The following is an 18530-nucleotide window of genomic DNA, read 5'->3' as shown; positions in this document are numbered from 1 at the left end:
AACACCTCGGTTTTGTTTTTATTCTTTAGAGCTGCAAGCTTCAAGCGCCACGCCTCGAGGAGAAGCAGGTGGTGGCGCTTGGCTTGCAGCTTGCAGCTTGTCGCTTGAAGCCTGTTACTTACTTGGTTGGAGCACCTTTGGCGATCCAGGCGCCAATCAGTTCACGTTCCTGCTGGGTCATCTGGGTGATGTTGCCCAACGGCATGATCTGCGTGGCAACAGCCTGAGCCTGGATACGCGCGGCCTGTTGCTGGATCTGTTGTGGGGTGTCGAGCATTACCCCGGCAGGTGCAGCGCTGAACAGCGGGCTGGTCGGCTTGGCCGAATGGCACACGGCGCAACGTTCCTGGATGACGCTGTGGATCTTGTCGAAACCGGCATCGTCGAGTTTGGCGACGTTGGCCGCCGGTGCTTCGGCCGGGGCAGCAGCCTGGGCAGGTGCGGCGGCTTGCTCTGCAGCTTTCTCGGCAGCGGTCTTGCCACCCAGAGCGGTTTCCGGCAGCGGTTGGTACTCGACCTTGGCGGCGGCCTGTTCTGGCGCGGTCGGCATTGGCGCAGGGCCAGTGACGTAAGCCAGGCAGATCATCGACAGGGCACCGACCGGCAGGGTCCAGGCGTACTTGTTGCTGTCGTGACGGGTGTTGAAGTAGTGACGAACCAATACTGCAGCCACTGCGATACCGGCCAGGATTAACCAGTTGTACTGGCTACCGTAAGTGCTCGGGAAGTGGTTGCTGATCATGATGAACAGCACCGGCAGGGTGAAGTAGTTGTTGTGCCGCGAGCGCAGCAGGCCCTTGGCCGGCAGGAGCGGATCCGGGGTCTGGTTGGCTTCGATGGCGGCGACCAGCTGACGCTGGGCCGGCATGATGATGCGGAACACGTTACCGACCATGATGGTGCCGATGATCGCGCCGGTGTGCAGGTACGCACCACGACCGCTGAACACCTGGCTGAAACCGTAGCAGGCGGCAATCACCAGAACGAACAGCACCAGGCCGAGCAGGCCAGGGCGCTTGCCCAGTGGCGAGTCGCACAGGAAGTCGTAGATGAACCAGCCGGCGATCAGCGAGCCAACGCCGATGGCGATCCCTTCAGCGCCGCTCAGGGTGCTGCCAGGGGCCAGCAGGTACAGGGTCGGGTTCCAGTAGAACACCAGGCACAGCAGGGCGATACCCGACATCCAGGTGAAATAGGCTTCCCATTTGAACCAGTGCAGGTTCTCCGGCATTTTCGGCGGAGCCAGCTTGTACTTCTCCAGGTGGTAGATCCCGCCACCGTGAATCGCCCAGAGATCGCCGGACAGACCATCGCGCGGGTTGGCCCGGTTGAGGTTGTTTTCCAGCCAGACAAAGTAGAACGACGCGCCAATCCAGGCGACGCCAGTGATCATGTGAACCCAACGCACGCTCAGGTTCAGCCATTCCAACAGATGTGCTTCCACAGTCTTTACCTCTACCCTGGCACCCTGTAGCCGGGTGCTCAGGTCTTCTCTTATTGGTGGGGGGCGAGGATCAATTGCTCATCCTCATTGAAAAAATGCTCATCGCAGTTGTTGCCAGTGCCACTGCGATCAACCACCAGGAAGTCATCCCGCTTTTCGATCGTCAGCACCGGGTGGTGCCAGACGCCGCGATGGTAATTGATGCCCTGCCTTCCATTACTGATGAAGGCACGGACCAGGCCTGATACAGGTGCATCGCCAACGGGCGCGACCACGATCAGAAAGGGGTTGCCGAGCAGCGGAATGAAAGCCTGGCTGCCCAGCGGATGGCGCTCCAGCATGCGAACGGTCAGCGGCATGTCCTGCGCGTCGGCGCGGAAGATGCTGATGATCGCGTTGTCCTCGGGCTGGGCGGTTTGTACCGTTGCCAGCTTGTGGAAGCGCATGGTCGAACCGTTGTTGATCATGAAGTGGTCGCTGCCGTCGGTTTCGATCACGTCACCGAAAGGGGCGAAGGCTTCTTTGGTCAAGGGCTCAATCACTAAAGTGCGCATGCGGATTCTCTTTATTCTGTGTTGTGGAGGGTAAGGCCGGGCTTACCCTTAAAGTTGCAGCAGGCGGAACAGGGCAATCAGGTTGATCTGCGCCAGCGCTTCCTTGAACTCGGCCTCGACCGAGTTGTGGATGCGCTTCTCGAACGAGGCGAGGATCTGGTGCCGGTTACTGCCTTTGACCGCCATGATGAACGGGAACTTGAATTTCTCTTTGTAGGCATCGTTGAGTTCGGTGAAGCGCTCGAACTCTTCGGCGGTGCACTGGTGGATACCGGCGCCGGCCTGCTCGTTGGTGCTCGACTCGGTCAGTTCACCCTGGATCGCAGCTTTGCCGGCGAGGTCCGGGTGAGCATTGATCAGGGCCAGCTGGGCGGCGTGATCAGCGCTCAGCAGAATGTCGCTCATGCGTTGATGCAGGGCTTCGATCTGGTCGATTTCCTGCAACTGGCCGAGGTCGTAGGCCTTTTCGGCGACCCAGGGCGAGTGCTCGTAGATGTCGGCAAAGGCTTCGACGAACGCGCTGCGCTCCAGGGACGAAGGCTTGAGGGTCTTGAAAGCGGTCATTGGGCGTTCTCGGCTTTGTAAGGGTGGGTGGCATGCCAGTGACGGGCGATGTCCACGCGCCGGGTGAACCAGACCTGCTCATGGCTCTTGGCGTATTCAATGAAGCGCTTGAGCGCGGCCAGGCGCGCCGGACGGCCGACCAGGCGGCAGTGCAGGCCGATCGAGAGCATCTTCGGTGCTTCGGCGCCTTCTTCGTAGAGCACGTCGAAGGCGTCCTTGAGGTACTGGAAGAACTGCTCGCCGCAGTTGAAACCCTGCACCTGGGTGAAGCGCATGTCGTTGGTGTCCAGGGTGTACGGGATCACCAGGTGCGGCTTGCCGGTCGGGTTGTTCGGTTCCCAGTAGGGCAGGTCGTCGTCGTAAGTGTCGCTGTCGTAGAGGAAGCCGCCTTCCTCCATTACCAGGCGACGGGTGTTGATCCCGGTGCGGCCGGTGTACCAGCCCAGCGGACGTTCGCCGGTCAGTTCGGTGAGGATGCGGATGGCTTCGAGCATGTGCTCGCGTTCCTGGGCCTCGTCCATGTTCTGGTAGTCGATCCAGCGGTAGCCGTGGCTGCAGATCTCGTGGCCGGCTTCGACCATGGCGCGAATCACGTCGGGGTGACGCTGGGCGGCCATGGCGACGGCGAAGATGGTCAGCGGCACGCCGGTGTCCTTGAACAGCTTGAGCAGGCGCCAGACGCCGGCGCGGCTGCCGTATTCGTAGAGCGATTCCATGCTCATGTTACGAGCGCCCTGCAGGGGCTGGGCGGCAACCATTTCCGAGAGGAAGGCTTCTGATTCCTTGTCCCCGTGAAGAATGTTGCGTTCACCGCCTTCTTCGTAATTGAGCACGAAAGACAAAGCAATGCGGGCATTCCCCGGCCAGCGCGGATGGGGTGGGGTATTGCCGTAACCGATCAGGTCGCGAGGATAGTCAGCGCTCACTGCAGTCTTCCTTCTTATACGTGTAAACGGAGGGCGTGGCGCCCGGGTAGGGTATCGGCCACGACGATGAGGTGATTGTATACAACTTTGTTTGCGGTTTGTAAGCCTGTTTTTTCCTATTTCTTCCTGTTTTTACCGTCGGAAACCCTCTGCAAGAAACCTGCCCAGTTGGTCAGTTAATGACGTGCTCGTCGGCCAGTGGCGTGGTTTTGCGACTGATGGCGTATTTACAGAAGGTGGTGGGCATGTCAGGAAAGAATACCGAATTATTGTGTACAATTTTACAGAAAAATGTCTTAATAATCCGACAGCCGTACGCTGCCGGGTCTTCTGACGGCGCCGTACGGGATTTTTTGCCCACAGATAGAACAGAGGCGAGCAAGCAATGGGACGTTTGACCACGCATGTACTGGATGCCGCTCACGGCTGCCCTGGCAGCTCGATCAAGGTCGAGCTGTACCGGGTCGAAGGCCAGCAGCTTGAGCTGGTGCACACCACCCTGACCAACAGCGATGGCCGTTGCGACGCGCCACTGTTGCAAGGTGACGATTACCGCAGCGGCGTCTACCAGCTGCAGTTCAATGCCGGCGACTACTACCGCGCCCGTGGCGTGCAGCTGCCTGAGCATGCATTCCTGGATGTTGTGGTACTGCGTTTTGGCATCAGCGCCGAGCAGGATCACTACCACGTACCACTGTTGATCTCGCCGTACAGTTACTCGACCTATCGTGGAAGCTAGTTGGTCGCTAGAAGAATCTTCGTAGGTCCTTGCCCGCTCACACTGCGGGCTTTTTTTTGTCTGGGGTTTTGTGCTGCCTTTATCGCGGGGCAACAAAAAAGCCCCACCCGAAGGTGAGGCTTTGTCTGGCTGCAGCGCTGCTTACAGGAACACAAACTTGGCAATGAAGATCGCCGTCAGTACCCACAGGCTTGCCGAGATCTCGCTGAAGCGACCGGTACCGGCCTTGAGCACCACGTAGGTGATAAAGCCCAGGGCAATACCGTCGGCAACCGAGAAGGTCAGCGGCATCATGATCGCGGTGACGATCGCCGGGATGCTGTCGGTGGCTTCATCCCAGTTGATGTGCGCCATGCTGCCCATCATCAGCATCGCGACATAGATCAGCGCACCCGCCGTAGCGTAGGCAGGAATCATCCCGGCCAGCGGTGCGAAGAACATCGCGGCGATAAAGAACAGGCCGACCACCACCGCCGTCAGGCCGGTGCGGCCACCTGCGGCAACACCCGCAGCACTTTCCACATAGCTGGTTACCGGCGGTACGCCCACCACTGCACCGAACACGCTCGAAGCACTGTCTGCCTTCAATGCGCGCGAGAGATTTTCGATGCGCCCGTCAGCATTCACCAGGTTGGCGCGCTGGGCTACACCCATCAGGGTGCCGGCGGTGTCGAACATGTGCACGAAGAGGAAGGCGAACACCACGGCAATCATGCTGACGTTGAACACGCCCGCGACATCCATGGCCATCCAGGTCGGTGCCAGGCTCGGTGGCAGAGAGAACAGGCCGCCGTATTCGACCAGGCCCAGGCCCCAACCGGCGAGGGTGACGCTGATGATGCTGATCAGGATCGCGCCGAACACCCGGTGATAGCTGAGTACCGCAATCATCAAAAAGCAGATCGCCGCCAGCAGCGGGCCTGGCTCGTGCAGGGAGCCGAGCTTGATCAGGGTGGCCGGGCTGTCGACGACAATTCCGGCAGTTTTAAGACCGATCAGTCCGAGAAACAATCCGACGCCGGCACCCATCGCATGACGCAGGCTCACGGGAATGCTGTTGAGCAGCCATTCACGCACCCGCGAAAGCGTCAGCAGCATGAACAACACCCCGGAGACGAATACCGCGCCCAGCGCCGCCTCCCAGGTGTAGCCCATGGTCCCGACCACGGTATAGGTAAAGAAGGCGTTGAGCCCCATGCCCGGCGCCAGGCCTACTGGCCAGTTGGCATAGAGGCCCATCAACAGGCAGCCCAGGGCGGCGGCGATGCAGGTGGCGACAAAAGCCGCTCCGTGATCGATGCCGGCATCGGCCATGATGTTGGGGTTGACGAAGATGATGTAGGCCATGGTGATAAAGGTGGTCAACCCGGCGATCATCTCGGTTTTGACGGTGGTGCCATGTAGCTTGAGTTTGAAAATCCGCTCCAGCCAGCTCGTTTCGAGCGGTGGGGCAAGATCCAGCGTAGGGGCTTCGGATTTGCGGCTTTCCACAGCATGTACTCCTCAAGTCTTTTCTTGTTTTTCAGAGCCAGTCCTGCGCACGCACTGGGAAGCTCTGTGAGGCGGATGGGATGGCAGGCGACCGGACCTTTTGTTGACTTCTGAGTCAGGAAGTTGCACGGATGGATTATGCGTTTGTATACAAAGAATGCAAATAATGTTTTCGTTGTTGTGCGCAAATAATTTCGCCGCATCGCTATAAAGGCCATCACCCCCTGCAGAAATCGCTGCGGCTGTGTACAATGTGCCCATACCTTAATCGTTTAATTTTCTTACCAAGACTTGCCTCCGCCCCACTGGCTGGTATTACAGTCAGGGTCCGACAGGCCGATCCCCGTGCTCGAGTGCCCATGAACGAACAGCTGCAACCTCTCAAGAAACCAGTGCGTACCGGCAAGGCCGGGCGCAGCGGAACCCAGGACGATATCGTCTATGCGCACATTTTCGAGGCCATTCTCGAACAACGCCTGGCGCCGGGTACCAAGTTGAGCGAGGAAGCCCTGGGCGAAATCTTTGGCGTCAGCCGCACCATCATTCGCCGCGCACTGTCGCGCCTGGCGCATGAAAGCGTGGTACTGCTGCGGCCTAACCGCGGTGCGGTGGTGGCCAGCCCGACCGTTGAGGAAGCGCGCCAGGTGTTTTTCTCGCGGCGTATGGTTGAGCGCGCCATCACCGAACTTGCGGTCGAGCACGCCACAGCCGAGCAGCTCAACGAACTGCGCCAGATGGTGCGTGAAGAGCGCGACAGCTTCTCCCGGGGCGACCGTGGTGCCGGTATTCGCCTGTCCGGCGAGTTCCACCTGAAGCTGGCCGAAGCCGCCGGCAATGCACCGCTCATCAGCTTCCAGCGCAGCCTGGTGTCGCAGACTTCGTTGATCATCGCCCAATATGAGAGCGGCAACCGCTCGCACTGCTCCTACGACGAGCACATGCAACTGATCGACGCCATCGAGGCGCGTGACGTCAATCAGGCGGTCAGCCTGATGATGCACCACATGGATCACATCGACAGCAAGCTCAACCTCGACGAGGACAGCGCTTCGGATGATCTGCATGCGGTGTTCTCGCATTTGTTGCAGACCAAGAAGCGCGGTAGTTCGGTACCGATCAAGGGCTGATAACCGGCTCAAAACAATCGCGGGGCAAGCCCGCTCCCACAGGAGTTACTCGAACCTGTGGGAGCGGGCTTGCCCCGCGATGTTTTTGAAGATTAACGCTGGTGTACGCAACGCCCGGCGGCGAAGGTCTGTTTGACGGTACGGTCGTCACCCAGGGTCATCAGCACGAACAGGGTTTCGTCGATGCTGTTCGACTGCTGGATGCGGTAATCCATCAGCGGCGTTGCCTTGTAGTCGAGCACCACGAAGTCGGCATCGTTGCCAGGCTTGAGGCTGCCGATGCGGTCATCCAGGCTCAGCGCCTGAGCGCCACCAAGGGTAGCCAGGTACAGCGACTTGAACGGGCTCAGGCGCGCGCCCTGCAGTTGCATGACCTTGTAGGCCTCGTTGAGGGTGTTGAGCAGCGAGAAGCTGGTGCCGGCACCGACGTCAGTCCCCAGACCGACCTTGACCTTGAACTTCTCCGCCTGCGGCAGGTTGAACAGGCCGCTGCCGAGGAACAGGTTGGAGGTCGGGCAGAAGGCCACGGCCGAACCGGTTTCGGCCAGACGCTGGCACTCTTCGTCGCACAGGTGCACGCCGTGGGCGAATACCGAGCGCTCACCGAGCAGCTTGAAGTGATCGTAGACGTCCAGGTAACCCTTGCGCTCAGGGAACAGTTCCTTGACCCAGTCGATCTCCTTGAGGTTTTCGCTCAAGTGGGTGTGCATGTACAGGTCAGGGAATTCGCTCAGCAGTTGCCCGGCCAGGGTCAGTTGCTCCGGGGTGCTGGTCGGGGCGAAGCGTGGGGTCACGGCGTAGTGCAGGCGACCCTTGCCGTGCCAGCGTTCGATCAGTGCCTTGCTTTCGGTGTAGCCCGATTCAGCGGTGTCGGTCAGGTAGTCCGGGGCGTTGCGGTCCATCATCACCTTGCCGGCGATCATCCGCAGGTCAAGACGTTCGGCTTCTTCAAAGAAGGCATTGACCGACTCGGGGTGCACACTGCCAAACACCAGGGCCGTGGTGGTGCCGTTGCGTAGCAGCTCTTCGACGAAAATCTTCGCTACCTTGTCGGCGTGCTCCTTGTTGGCAAACTGCTTTTCGCACGGGAAGGTGTAGGTGTTGAGCCAGTCCAGCAGTTGCTCGCCGTAGGAACCGATCATGCCGGTCTGCGGGAAGTGGATGTGGGTATCGATAAAGCCAGGAGTGATCAGGGCATCTTTATAGTGCTGCACCTCGATGTCGGCGGGCAGAGTCGGCAGCAGTTCACTGGCGTGTCCCAGGGCGCTGATCTTGCCGTTGTCGATCAGTAGCAGGCCGTCCTGGAAATACTGATAGGACGCTTCGATTCCCACCTCGGCAGGGTCGGCGATGCTGTGCAGGATGGCGGCACGGTAGGCTTTGCGGGTTGCGCTCATAGGGCTCTCGTCATATGGCTTGGCTGCGCCGCGAGGGCGGCAGCAATTGGGCAATGGGGCCGGCATTGGTCGCACTGTCGTGCTGACCGAAGCTGGCGTTGTAGGTGGCAATGATTTCAGCGGCGATGGACACGGCGATCTCGATCGGCAGCTTGCCCTTGACCTCGGCCAGGCCCATCGGGCAACGCATGCGTTGTAGACGCTCCTCGGTGTAGCCGCGTTCACGCAGGCGGTGTTCGAACTTGACCCGTTTGGTTTTCGAGCCAATCAGGCCGAACCAGGTGAAGTCATTGCGTTTAAGGATTGCAGCGGTCAGTTCCAGGTCCAGCTGATGGTTGTGGGTCATGACGATGCAATAGCTGCCAGCGGGCAGGTCGTCGACTTCATCGACCGGCTCTTCGCTGACGATCTTGCTGACACCAGCTGGAATCTGCTCGGGAAACTCCTGCTCGCGCGAATCGATCCAGCGCACCCGGCAGGGCAGCGCGGCGAGCAAGGGTACCAGAGCGCGGCCGACATGGCCTGCGCCGAACACGGCGATTTGCGCCTGCACCTGGCCCATGGGCTCGAACAGCAGCACGGTAGCGCCGCCGCAGCACTGGCCAAGACTGGCGCCGAGGCTGAAACGCTCCAGATGCGGTGATTCGCGACGCTCGGCGAGCATCTCGCGGGCGATCCTCATCGCCTTGTATTCAAGGTGGCCGCCGCCGATGGTGTCGAACAGCTGATCGGCGCTGACTACCATCTTCGAACCGGCATTGCGTGGCGTCGAGCCGCGTTCTTCGATGATAGTCACTAGTACGCAGGCTTCACCGCGGGCTTGCAGGTCGGCGAGGGCGTTGATCCAGGTGTGCATAGTTAAATTGCCTCTTTAATCGCGGGGCAAGCCCGCTCCCACAGGTAGGAGCGGGCTTGCCCCGCGATGAGCACACTACGGTGCTACGGTCTCAACCTCGGCAACCGGCTGTTGTGCCGCCACCGCCTTGCGCATCTGCTCGCAACCCCACAGCACCCGCTCAGGTGTCGCCGGCGCATCGATCTTCGGTTGCACCCGGTAGTCCGCCAGGCTGGCCACGGCATCCTTGATCGCGCACCAGGCGGCGATACCCAGCATGAACGGCGGTTCACCCACGGCTTTGGAGTGGAACACGGTGTCTTCCGGGTTCTTGCGGTTTTCCACCAGCTTCACCCGAAAGTCGATCGGCATATCGGCCACCGCCGGGATCTTGTAGCTGGCCGGGCCGTTGGTCATAAGCTTGCCCTTGGCGTTCCACACCAGCTCTTCGGTGGTCAGCCAGCCCATGCCCTGGACGTAACCGCCTTCCACCTGGCCGATGTCGATGGCCGGGTTCAGCGAGGCGCCGACGTCGTGCAGGATGTCGGTGCGCAGCATCTTGTATTCGCCGGTCAGGGTGTCGACGATCACTTCGGCACAGGCCGCACCGAACGCGAAGTAGTAGAACGGACGACCGCGGGCCTGGCTGCGGTCGTAGTAGATTTTCGGGGTCTTGTAGAAACCGGTGCTCGACAGTGACACCTGGGCAAAATAAGCCTGCTGGATCAGTGCGTCGAAGCTGACGATCTCGTCGCGGATACGCACATGGTTGTTGCGGAACTCGACGTCTTCTTCGGTCACTTTGTACTGCCGCGCAGCGAACTCGACCAGGCGCTTCTTGATGGTCTCTGCGGCGTTCTGCGCCGCCTTGCCGTTCAGGTCAGCGCCGGAGGAGGCCGCCGTCGGCGAGGTGTTCGGCACTTTCTCGGTGTTGGTCGCGGTGATCTGTACACGCTGGAAGTCGACCTGGAATACCTCGGCCACTACCTGCGCAACCTTGGTGTTGAGGCCCTGGCCCATCTCGGTGCCGCCATGGTTCAGGTGGATGCTGCCGTCGGTGTAAACGTGTACCAGGGCACCGGCCTGGTTGAGGAAGCTGGCGGTGAACGAAATGCCGAACTTCACCGGAGTCAGCGCCAGGCCTTTCTTGAGGATCGGGCTGTGGGCGTTGAAGCGGCGGATCGATTCGCGGCGCTCATGGTAGTCGGCGCTGGCTTCCAGTTCTGCGGTCATTTCCTCGAGCATGTTGTGCTCGACGGTCTGGTAGTAGTGGGTGACGTTACGCTCGGTTTTGCCGTAATAGTTGGCCTTGCGTACCTCTAGTGGGTCGAGTGCCAGGCTGCGGGCGATATGGTCCATCACCTCTTCAATGGCGACCATCCCCTGCGGGCCGCCGAAGCCCCGGTAGGCAGTGTTCGACGCGGTGTTGGTCTTGCAGCGATGACCGTTGACCGTGGCGTCGCCAAGGTAATAAGCGTTGTCGGAGTGGAACATGGCGCGGTCGACGATGGATGCCGAAAGATCTGGTGAGTAACCGCAGTTGCCGGCCAGCTCCAGGTTGATACCGTGCAGGCGGCCGCTGTCATCGAAGCCGACGTCGTATTCGACGTAGAACGGATGACGCTTGCCGGTCATCAGCATGTCCTCGACCCGCGGCAGGCGCATCTTGGTCGGCTGGCCGGTCAGGCGCGCGATCACCGCGCACAGGCACGCCGGGCTCGCTGCCTGGGTTTCCTTGCCGCCGAAGCCGCCGCCCATGCGACGCATGTCGACCTGTACCTTGTTCATCGGCACATCGAGCACTTCGGCGACCAGCTTCTGCACCTCGGTGGGGTTCTGGGTCGAGCAGTAGACGATCATCCCTCCATCTTCGGTAGGCATCACCGAAGAGATTTGGGTTTCCAGGTAGAAATGTTCCTGGCCGCCGATGTGCAGGGTACCTTGCAGGCGGTGCGGCGCGTTCGCCAGGGCCGTGGCCGAGTCGCCGCGTTTGTGGGTGTGGCTGTCCAGCACGAAGTGACGCTTGCGCAGGGCCTCGACCACGTCGAGCACCGGTTCCAGGTCTTCGTATTCGACGATCGCGGCCATTGCTGCGCGGCGTGCGGTGTCCAGGTCGCGGGCGGCGACGGCGAGCACCGGCTGGCCGACGAACTCGACCTTGTCGATGGCCAGCAACGGGTCGCCGGGCATGATCGCGCCAATGTCCTTGAGGCCCGGAATGTCTTCGTGGGTGATGGCGATGCGCACACCCTCGAAGGCGTAGCAGGGGCTGGTATCGATCTTCAGCACCCGCGCATGGGCGCGGTCGGACATGCGCGCATACACGTGCAGCTGGTTGGGGAATTCCAGGCGGTCATCGATGTACTGCGCTTCACCGCTGACCTGCTTGTCGGCGCTGTCGTGCTTGATGCTGCGGCCGACTCCGGTGGTCAGGTCCTGGCTGAACAGCTCGGCCATTTGTGCCTGGCTTTTGGCGACGTGATGGTTAGACATAAGCGGTCACCCGGGTCTCGATGTGCGGCGTTTGCAGTTCGATGAAGTATTTGCGCAGCAGGTTCTGCGCACTGAGCAGGCGGTATTCCTTGCTGGCGCGGAAGTCCGACAGTGGGGTGAAGTCTTCGGCCAAGGCCTGGCAGGCACGTTCGATGCTGGCCTGGTTCCAGGCTTTACCGACCAACGCCGCTTCGCAGGCGCGGGCACGTTTGGGGATTGCGGCCATGCCGCCGAAGGCGATGCGTGCGGCTTCAACCACACCGTTTTCGATGCGCAGGTTGAAGGCGGCGCAGACGGCGGAAATATCGTCGTCCAGGCGCTTGGAAACCTTGTAGGCGCGGAACGTCCAGGCGCTGCGAGCGCGCGGCACGATGATCTTCTCGATGAACTCGCTTTCCTGGCGGGCAGTGATGCGGTAGTCGATGAAGTAATCTTCCAGCGCCAGGGTGCGGGTGCTGCTGCCTTTGCGCAGGACAATCTGCGCATCCAGGGCAATCAGCAGGGGCGGGGAGTCACCGATCGGCGAGGCGTTGCCGATGTTGCCACCGAGGGTGCCCTGGTTGCGGATCTGCAGGGAAGCAAAGCGGTGCAGCAGCTCGCCGAAGTCCGGGTATTCGCGGCTCAAGGCGTCGTAGCAGTCGGTCAGCGGTGTGGCCGCGCCAATTTCCAGATGCTCATCAAGGCTGTCGATGCGCTTGAGTTCGGCGACGTTGCCGACGTAGATCATCACCGGCAGGGTTTTGTGGAACTGAGTGACTTCCAGCGCCAGGTCGGTGCCGCCGGCAAGCAAGCGTGCTTCGGGGTGCGAGCCATAGAGGTCGGCCAGATCGGCGACGGTCAACGGTACCAGGCAGCGCTTGTCGCCGCTGTTGAGTTCACCGGTTTCGCTCGGGGCAATGGCTTTGAGGCGGGAGATGGTCTGTGCCTGGTTGCTGTCAAACTGGTCGGGCTTGGCCTGACAGCAGGACTGTTCGGCAGCGGCGAGAATAGGGCGGTAACCGGTGCAGCGGCAGAGGTTGCCAGCCAGCGCTTCCTGGGCCTTGTGCAGGTCTGGTGCATCGCTGTTCTTTTGCAGGGCAAACAGCGACATGACAAAACCGGGGGTGCAGAAGCCGCACTGCGAGCCGTGGCAGTCGGCCATGGCCTGTTGCACGCTGTGCAGCTGGCCCTGGTGCTTGAGACCTTCGACGCTGATCAATTGCTTGCCGTGCAGCGACGAAACAAAGGTCAGGCACGAGTTCAGGCTGCGGTAGCGGATCTGCTCACGGCCGTCGTCGTCCACGGCCAGTTCGCCGACCACCACTGTGCAGGCACCACAATCGCCGCTGGCGCAGCCTTCCTTGGTACCGGACTTGCCCAAGTGCTCGCGCAGGTATTGCAGCACTGTCAGGTTGGGATCCAGGGCATGCTCACTGCGCAGCTCCTGGTTTAATAGAAACTGGATCACGGAAGGCCTCACACGCGGTTTATTGTTGTTGAGCGGACTGTAAGCAGACTTGATTTTTAGGTCAACAATTTTCTGACTTCTGGGTCAGGAAAAATTACGCGCCATTACCCACCCGCCACAGGCGTCTCTCTATAGAGCATAGTCCGCTGTGCCCATGGCCGAATTTTTTGCGCCATTGCTGCCAACTTCTGCTTCCAGGCCCCTGCGCGGCGCGGGGGCAAGTGCGCTACAATTGCGCCCTTTGCACAGTTCAATGATTTTGAAGGAAAACCATGACGTTCAAGGCGCCGGACAGCCTCTCCGAGCAAATTGCCCACTACCTGGCCGAGCGGATCATCCGCGGCGAGCTCAAGCCTGCCGAGCGTATCCAGGAGCAGAAGGTCACCCAGGCATTGAACGTCAGTCGCGGCTCGGTGCGTGAAGCCTTGCTGATCCTCGAACGTCGGCATCTGGTGACCATCCTGCCGCGCCGTGGCGCCCATGTGACCGAACTTGACGAACATGGCGTGCGCAGCCTGTGCACTTTGATGGGCGAGCTCTACATCCTGCTGGGCAATGCGGTTGCACAGAACTGGCGCAATGAAAGCGACCTGCTGGCATTTCTGAACATCCAGCAAAGCCTGACCAGTGCCCTGCAGCGCCAGGACATCAAGGTTTTCGTCGAAGAAAGCTTTGCGGTGATGCGCGCGGCTTACCCGTTCGCCAACAACCCTTACCTGCAGGAAACCGTCGAGAACCTGCAGCCGGCCATGAGCCGCGCCTATTACCTGGCGCTGGATCAACGCAAGGCCGAAATGAGCGACTTCCTGGCGTTGTTCGCCAACCTGCTGGAGGCCGTGGTTGCCCGCGATCAGACGCGCATCCGCACGGTGCTGGTCGAATACTGCCAGCGCAGCTGCGAGCTGGTGCTGGCGGCTCTGGCGACCGCCTGAGCATGCGCCTAAAGTGCATTCGTCTGGCCGGGTTCAAGTCGTTCGTCGATCCGACCACGGTCAACTTCCCCAGCAACATGGCGGCGGTGGTCGGGCCCAATGGCTGCGGCAAGTCCAACATCATCGATGCGGTGCGCTGGGTGATGGGCGAAAGCTCGGCGAAAAACCTGCGTGGCGAGTCGATGACCGACGTCATCTTCAACGGCTCGACCAGCCGCAAACCGGTGAGCCAGGCCAGTATCGAACTGGTGTTCGATAACTCCGACAGCACCCTGGTCGGTGAATACGCCGCCTACGCGGAAATCTCCATCCGCCGCAAAGTCACCCGCGACGGGCAGAACACCTATTACCTCAACGGTACCAAGTGCCGGCGCCGTGATATCACCGACATCTTCCTCGGCACCGGCCTCGGCCCGCGTAGCTATTCGATCATCGAGCAGGGGATGATCTCCAAGCTGATCGAGGCCAAGCCGGAAGACCTGCGCAACTTCATCGAAGAAGCGGCCGGGATCTCCAAGTACAAGGAGCGTCGGCGCGAGACCGAGAATCGCATCCGCCGTACCCATGAAAACCTTGAGCGCCTGAACGACCTGCGCGAAGAGCTGGAGCGCCAGCTCGAACGCTTGCATCGCCAGGCCCAGGCTGCCGAGAAGTACAAGGAGTACAAGGCCGAGGAACGCCAGCTCAAGGCGCAGCTGGCGACCTTGCGCTGGCAGGCGCTGGATCAGCAGGTCAGTCAGCGTGAAGTGGTGATCGGTGACCAGGAAGTGGCCTTTGAGGCCCTGGTGGCCGAGCAGCGCAATGCCGATGCCAGCATCGAGCGCCTGCGTGATGGCCATCATGAGCTGTCCGAGCGCTTTGGGCAGGTGCAGGGGCGCTTCTATTCGGTCGGCGGCGATATCGCCCGGGTTGAGCAAAGCATCCAGCATGGCCAGCAGCGTCTGCGCCAGCTTCAGGACGACTTCAAGGAAGCCGAGCGCTCGCGCCTGGAGACCGAATCGCACCTGGGGCATGACCGCACCTTGCTGGCGACCCTCGGCGAAGAGCTGGCAATGCTTGAGCCTGAGCAGGAAATGACCCTGGCCGCCGCCGAAGAATCGGCGGCCACCCAGGAAGAAGCCGAAGGCACCATGCACGGCTGGCAGGAACAGTGGGACACCTTCAACACCCGTTCGGCCGAACCACGTCGCCAGGCCGAAGTGCAGCAGGCGCGTATTCAGCAGCTCGAACAGGCACTTGAGCGTCTGGCCGAGCGCCAGCGCAAGCTGGCTGAGGAGCGCGACCAGCTCAGCGCCGACCCTGAAGATGCCGCGATTCTGGAGCTGGGTGAGCAAGTGGCCAGCAGCGAGCTGGTGCTAGAAGAGATTCAACTGCAGGAACAGCAGGTGGTCGAGCAACTGGAAACCCTGCGCGAGCAACTGCAGCAGGCCGTCCAGGCACAGCAACAGACCCAGGGCGAGTTGCAGCGCCTGGGTGGTCGCTTGGCATCGCTTGAGGCCTTGCAGCAGGCTGCGCTGGACCCAGGCACCGGCACCGCGCAATGGTTGCGCGAGCAGGGCCTGGAGCAACGTCCGCGTCTGGCTGAGGGCCTGCGGGTCGAGCCAGGGTGGGAGTTGGCGGTGGAAACCGTGCTGGGCGCTGATTTGCAGGCCGTGCTGGTGGATGATTTCAGTAGCCTTGATCTGGCGGCGTTCAGCCAGGGCGATCTGCGCTTGCTTGATTCAACGACCGAAAGTGCGCGCATTCCGGGCAGCTTGCTCGACAAGGTTGAAGGCCGGGTCGATCTGGCGCCCTGGTTGGGGCAGGTTTTGCCGGTGGAAAGCCTTGAGCAGGCGCTGGCCCAGCGCAGCCGCTTGAATGACGGTCAAAGTCTGGTCAGCCGTGATGGCTACTGGGTCGGGCGGCATTTTCTGCGGGTCAATCGCGCCAGCGATGCTGAAGGCGGGCTGCTGGCCCGGGGTCAGGAACTGGAACGCCTGGGGCTTGAGCACCAGGAACTGGAGGCCGCGCTCGAATTGCTTGAAGCCCGGTTGCAGGAGCAGCGCGAACAGCAGCAGGGCCTTGAGGAGCACCGCGAACAATTGCGTCGTCGCGCCCAGGACGAGGCCCGCCAGCAGAGTGAGCTCAACGCTCGGCTGTCAGCCGGCAAGGCGCGCGCCGAGCAATTGAGCTTGCGGCGTCGGCGTCTGGAAGAAGAGCTGGCCGAACTGCTGGAGCAACGCGCCCTCGAAAGCGAGAATCTCGGTGAATCGCGCCTGCAACTGCAGGAGGCCCTCGATCTGATGGCCCAGGACACCGAACAGCGCGAACTGCTTCTGGCCCAGCGCGACAGCCTGCGTGAGCGCCTCGACCGAGTGCGCCAGGAGGCCCGTCAGCACAAGGATCACGCTCATCAACTGGCCGTGCGCCTGGGCTCGTTGCGCGCCCAGCACGATTCCACCCGCCAGGCTCTTGAGCGTCTGGAGCTGCAGTCGGAGCGCCTGACGGAGAAGCGTGAACAGCTGAGCCTCAACCTGGAAGAGGGTGAGGCACCGCTGGAAGAGTTGCGCCTGAAACTCGAAGAACTGCTGGAAAAGCGCATGAGCGTCGATGACGAAATGCGCCAGGCGCGCCTGCATATGGACGAGGCTGACCGTGAACTGCGTGATGCGGAGAAGCGCCGGACCCAGGCCGAGCAGCAAGCGCAATTGCTGCGCGGCCAACTGGAGCAGCACCGCCTGGAATGGCAAGGGCTGAGCGTACGGCGCAAGACGCTTCAGGAGCAGTTGCAAGCCGACGGCTATGACTTGCAAGGGGTGCTCGGTACCCTCAATGAGGCGGCCAGCGAGCAAGAAGCTGAGCAGGAGCTGGAGCGCATCGACGCCCGTATCCAGCGCCTGGGCGCGATCAACCTGGCGGCCATCGACGAGTATCAGCAGCAGTCAGAGCGCAAGCGCTATCTGGATGCTCAGGATGCCGACCTGGTCGAAGCCCTGGATACCCTGGGAAACGTCATTCGCAAGATCGACAAGGAAACCCGCAACCGCTTCAAAGATACCTTTGATCAGATAAATGCCGGATTACAGGCACTTTTCCCAAAAGTTTTCGGTGGCGGCAGTGCTTACCTGGAACTGACGGGCGAAGATTTACTCGATACAGGGGTAACGATCATGGCGCGGCCACCGGGCAAGAAGAACAGCACCATCCACCTGCTCTCGGGCGGGGAGAAAGCGCTGACCGCCCTGGCCCTGGTATTTGCCATTTTCAAACTGAACCCGGCACCGTTCTGCATGCTCGATGAAGTCGATGCGCCACTGGACGATGCCAACGTCGGACGCTACGCCCGGCTGGTCAAGGAGATGAGTCAGACAGTGCAGTTCATCTATATCACCCACAACAAGATCGCCATGGAGATGGCTGATCAGTTGATGGGGGTTACCATGCATGAGCCGGGTTGCTCGCGTCTGGTTGCGGTCGATGTGGAGGAGGCGATGGCCATGGTCGACGCCTGACTGGAGGCGATAAGGCGTGAACCTGCGCTAAATGGCCCTGTCAGTTGCGACAGACGGTGTAAAGTTATCTTTGGTCGTGCTAGCTTAATGTCACTTATTTTTTGCGTGGGTAAAAACGCCTGTCAGAACATAGAGTTGGCGCCACGTTTTAAAGGGGTTTAAACCCTTTATTTTTCAGCATTTTTTACAGAGGCACAGGATTACATGGAAATCGGTCTGCGCGAGTGGCTGATCGTCATCGGCATCATTGTCATTGCCGGTATTCTTTTTGACGGCTGGCGTCGTATGCGCGGCGGCAAGGGCAAGCTGAAGTTTCGTCTGGATCGTAGCTTCTCCAATGCCCCTGATGACGATAACAGCCCCGAATTGATCGGCCCGCCGCGGGTATTGGACACCCACAAGGAGCCTGAGCTGGACGAGCACGACCTGCCGTCCATGAGTGCTGCGCGCGAGCGCGACAATAGCAGCAAGCCAAAGGCTTCCAAGCGCAAGCGTGGTAGCGAGCCGCAGCAGGGCGACCTGAACCTGGCGGCTGAGCCGCGTGAGCGTGAGCCGGACCTGTTTGCCAGCGCTGACGACGATTACCCGGATGAAAGCCGTAACAACGGCAATGCCTTTGCCAGCACCGAAACCCGTGACCTGCCACCGGTTGAAGAAGTCCTGGTGATCAGCGTGATTTCCCGTGACGAAGGCGGCTTCAAGGGCCCGGCCTTGCTGCAGAACATTCTGGAAAGCGGTTTGCGTTTCGGCGAAATGGATATTTTCCATCGTCACGAAAGCATGGCCGGTAATGGCGAAGTGCTGTTTTCGATGGCCAACGCGGTCAAGCCGGGCGTGTTCGACCTGGACGATATCGATCACTTCAGCACCCGTGCGGTGAGCTTCTTCCTGGGCTTGCCAGGGCCGCGTCATCCCAAACAGGCCTTTGATGTCATGGTTGCTGCTGCGCGCAAGCTGGCTCATGAGCTCAACGGTGAGCTCAAGGACGACCAGCGCAGCGTTATGACTGCCCAGACCATCGAGCATTACCGTCAGCGCATCGTCGAGTTCGAGCGCCGTGCCCTGACTCAGAAGCGCTAACAGCATCGCG

General features: G+C 60.8%; 14 protein-coding genes. 5 read left to right on the top strand and 9 right to left on the bottom strand.

Features of this window, described 5'->3' with window-relative positions:
• Positions 1–118: 118 nt before the first annotated feature.
• Genes ACVI9W_RS04640 through puuE form a run of 4 tightly spaced genes read right to left on the bottom strand, consistent with a single transcriptional unit; the run spans position 119 to position 3488 of the window.
• Entirely contained in the window at positions 119–1444 is a 1326-nt protein-coding gene (locus tag ACVI9W_RS04640; RefSeq protein WP_422420732.1) for a urate hydroxylase PuuD, read from the bottom strand.
• A gap of 50 nt (positions 1445–1494) precedes the next feature.
• On the bottom strand, positions 1495–1998 hold the full coding sequence (locus ACVI9W_RS04635; protein ID WP_038613236.1) for an ureidoglycolate lyase: 504 nt from the start codon (positions 1996–1998) through the stop codon (positions 1495–1497).
• A gap of 48 nt (positions 1999–2046) precedes the next feature.
• A complete protein-coding gene (gene uraD, locus ACVI9W_RS04630) occupies positions 2047–2562 on the bottom strand; it encodes a 2-oxo-4-hydroxy-4-carboxy-5-ureidoimidazoline decarboxylase (protein WP_274296400.1) in 516 nt (171 codons plus the stop codon).
• Entirely contained in the window at positions 2559–3488 is a 930-nt protein-coding gene (puuE, locus tag ACVI9W_RS04625; RefSeq protein WP_038613232.1) for an allantoinase PuuE, read from the bottom strand. Before puuE ends, uraD begins: the two co-directional genes overlap by 4 nt.
• A 385-nt stretch (positions 3489–3873) precedes the next feature.
• Here puuE and uraH point away from each other — a divergent pair, with 385 nt between their 5' ends.
• Positions 3874–4227: a hydroxyisourate hydrolase gene (gene uraH, locus ACVI9W_RS04620; RefSeq protein ID WP_038613230.1), complete on the top strand. Its 354-nt coding sequence runs from the start codon at positions 3874–3876 to the stop codon at positions 4225–4227.
• Between the two features lie 141 nt (positions 4228–4368).
• On the opposite strand, the gene ACVI9W_RS04615 is transcribed toward uraH, so the two are convergent.
• Entirely contained in the window at positions 4369–5718 is a 1350-nt protein-coding gene (locus ACVI9W_RS04615; RefSeq protein ID WP_038613228.1) for an NCS2 family permease, read from the bottom strand.
• A gap of 359 nt (positions 5719–6077) precedes the next feature.
• On the opposite strand from ACVI9W_RS04615, the gene ACVI9W_RS04610 reads away from it, so the two are divergent.
• Positions 6078–6845 (top strand): GntR family transcriptional regulator, encoded by a 768-nt coding sequence (locus ACVI9W_RS04610; protein WP_038613226.1) that lies wholly within the window; start codon positions 6078–6080, stop codon positions 6843–6845.
• A 92-nt stretch (positions 6846–6937) separates the two neighbouring features.
• On the opposite strand, the gene guaD is transcribed toward ACVI9W_RS04610, so the two are convergent.
• The 4 genes from guaD to xdhA form a co-directional block, all read right to left on the bottom strand.
• Positions 6938–8242, bottom strand: coding sequence for a guanine deaminase (gene guaD / locus ACVI9W_RS04605; protein ID WP_038613225.1), 1305 nt, complete (start codon positions 8240–8242; stop codon positions 6938–6940).
• Between the two features lie 10 nt (positions 8243–8252).
• Positions 8253–9098: a xanthine dehydrogenase accessory protein XdhC gene (gene xdhC / locus ACVI9W_RS04600; RefSeq protein WP_461529328.1), complete on the bottom strand. Its 846-nt coding sequence runs from the start codon at positions 9096–9098 to the stop codon at positions 8253–8255.
• A 75-nt stretch (positions 9099–9173) separates the two neighbouring features.
• Complete coding sequence (gene xdhB / locus ACVI9W_RS04595) at positions 9174–11570, bottom strand: xanthine dehydrogenase molybdopterin binding subunit (RefSeq protein ID WP_461529327.1); 2397 nt, start codon at positions 11568–11570, stop codon at positions 9174–9176.
• Entirely contained in the window at positions 11563–13017 is a 1455-nt protein-coding gene (gene xdhA, locus ACVI9W_RS04590; RefSeq protein ID WP_461529326.1) for a xanthine dehydrogenase small subunit, read from the bottom strand. The genes xdhB and xdhA overlap by 8 nt, the downstream gene beginning before the upstream one ends.
• Before the next feature lie 272 nt (positions 13018–13289).
• Here xdhA and ACVI9W_RS04585 point away from each other — a divergent pair, with 272 nt between their 5' ends.
• The 3 genes from ACVI9W_RS04585 (at position 13290) to zipA (ending at position 18520) form a co-directional block, all read left to right on the top strand.
• Positions 13290–13949, top strand: coding sequence for a GntR family transcriptional regulator (locus ACVI9W_RS04585; protein ID WP_461529325.1), 660 nt, complete (start codon positions 13290–13292; stop codon positions 13947–13949).
• A gap of 2 nt (positions 13950–13951) precedes the next feature.
• A complete protein-coding gene (smc, locus tag ACVI9W_RS04580) occupies positions 13952–17440 on the top strand; it encodes a chromosome segregation protein SMC (RefSeq protein WP_461529324.1) in 3489 nt (1162 codons plus the stop codon).
• A 204-nt stretch (positions 17441–17644) separates the two neighbouring features.
• A complete protein-coding gene (gene zipA, locus ACVI9W_RS04575; RefSeq protein WP_461529323.1) occupies positions 17645–18520 on the top strand; it encodes a cell division protein ZipA in 876 nt (291 codons plus the stop codon).
• The last annotated feature ends 10 nt before the right edge of the window (positions 18521–18530 follow it).

This window comes from Pseudomonas sp. 210_17 TE3656 (assembly GCF_054821965.1).
Note: the sequence above shows the minus strand (reverse complement) of the source record. Positions and strands in the feature narration are given on the sequence as shown.

Excerpts from the sequence above, each read along its gene's own strand:
- ACVI9W_RS04635 (WP_038613236.1), bottom strand. The coding sequence starts at position 1,998 with ATGCGCACTTTAGTGATTGAGCCCTTGACCAAAGAAGCCTTCGCCCCT.
- uraD (WP_274296400.1), bottom strand. The coding sequence starts at position 2,562 with ATGACCGCTTTCAAGACCCTCAAGCCTTCGTCCCTGGAGCGCAGCGCG.
- uraH (WP_038613230.1), top strand. The coding sequence starts at position 3,874 with ATGGGACGTTTGACCACGCATGTACTGGATGCCGCTCACGGCTGCCCT.
- ACVI9W_RS04610 (WP_038613226.1), top strand. The coding sequence starts at position 6,078 with ATGAACGAACAGCTGCAACCTCTCAAGAAACCAGTGCGTACCGGCAAG.
- guaD (WP_038613225.1), bottom strand. The coding sequence starts at position 8,242 with ATGAGCGCAACCCGCAAAGCCTACCGTGCCGCCATCCTGCACAGCATC.
- xdhC (WP_461529328.1), bottom strand. The coding sequence starts at position 9,098 with ATGCACACCTGGATCAACGCCCTCGCCGACCTGCAAGCCCGCGGTGAA.
- xdhB (WP_461529327.1), bottom strand. The coding sequence starts at position 11,570 with ATGTCTAACCATCACGTCGCCAAAAGCCAGGCACAAATGGCCGAGCTG.
- ACVI9W_RS04585 (WP_461529325.1), top strand. The coding sequence starts at position 13,290 with ATGACGTTCAAGGCGCCGGACAGCCTCTCCGAGCAAATTGCCCACTAC.
- smc (WP_461529324.1), top strand. The coding sequence starts at position 13,952 with ATGCGCCTAAAGTGCATTCGTCTGGCCGGGTTCAAGTCGTTCGTCGAT.
- zipA (WP_461529323.1), top strand. The coding sequence starts at position 17,645 with ATGGAAATCGGTCTGCGCGAGTGGCTGATCGTCATCGGCATCATTGTC.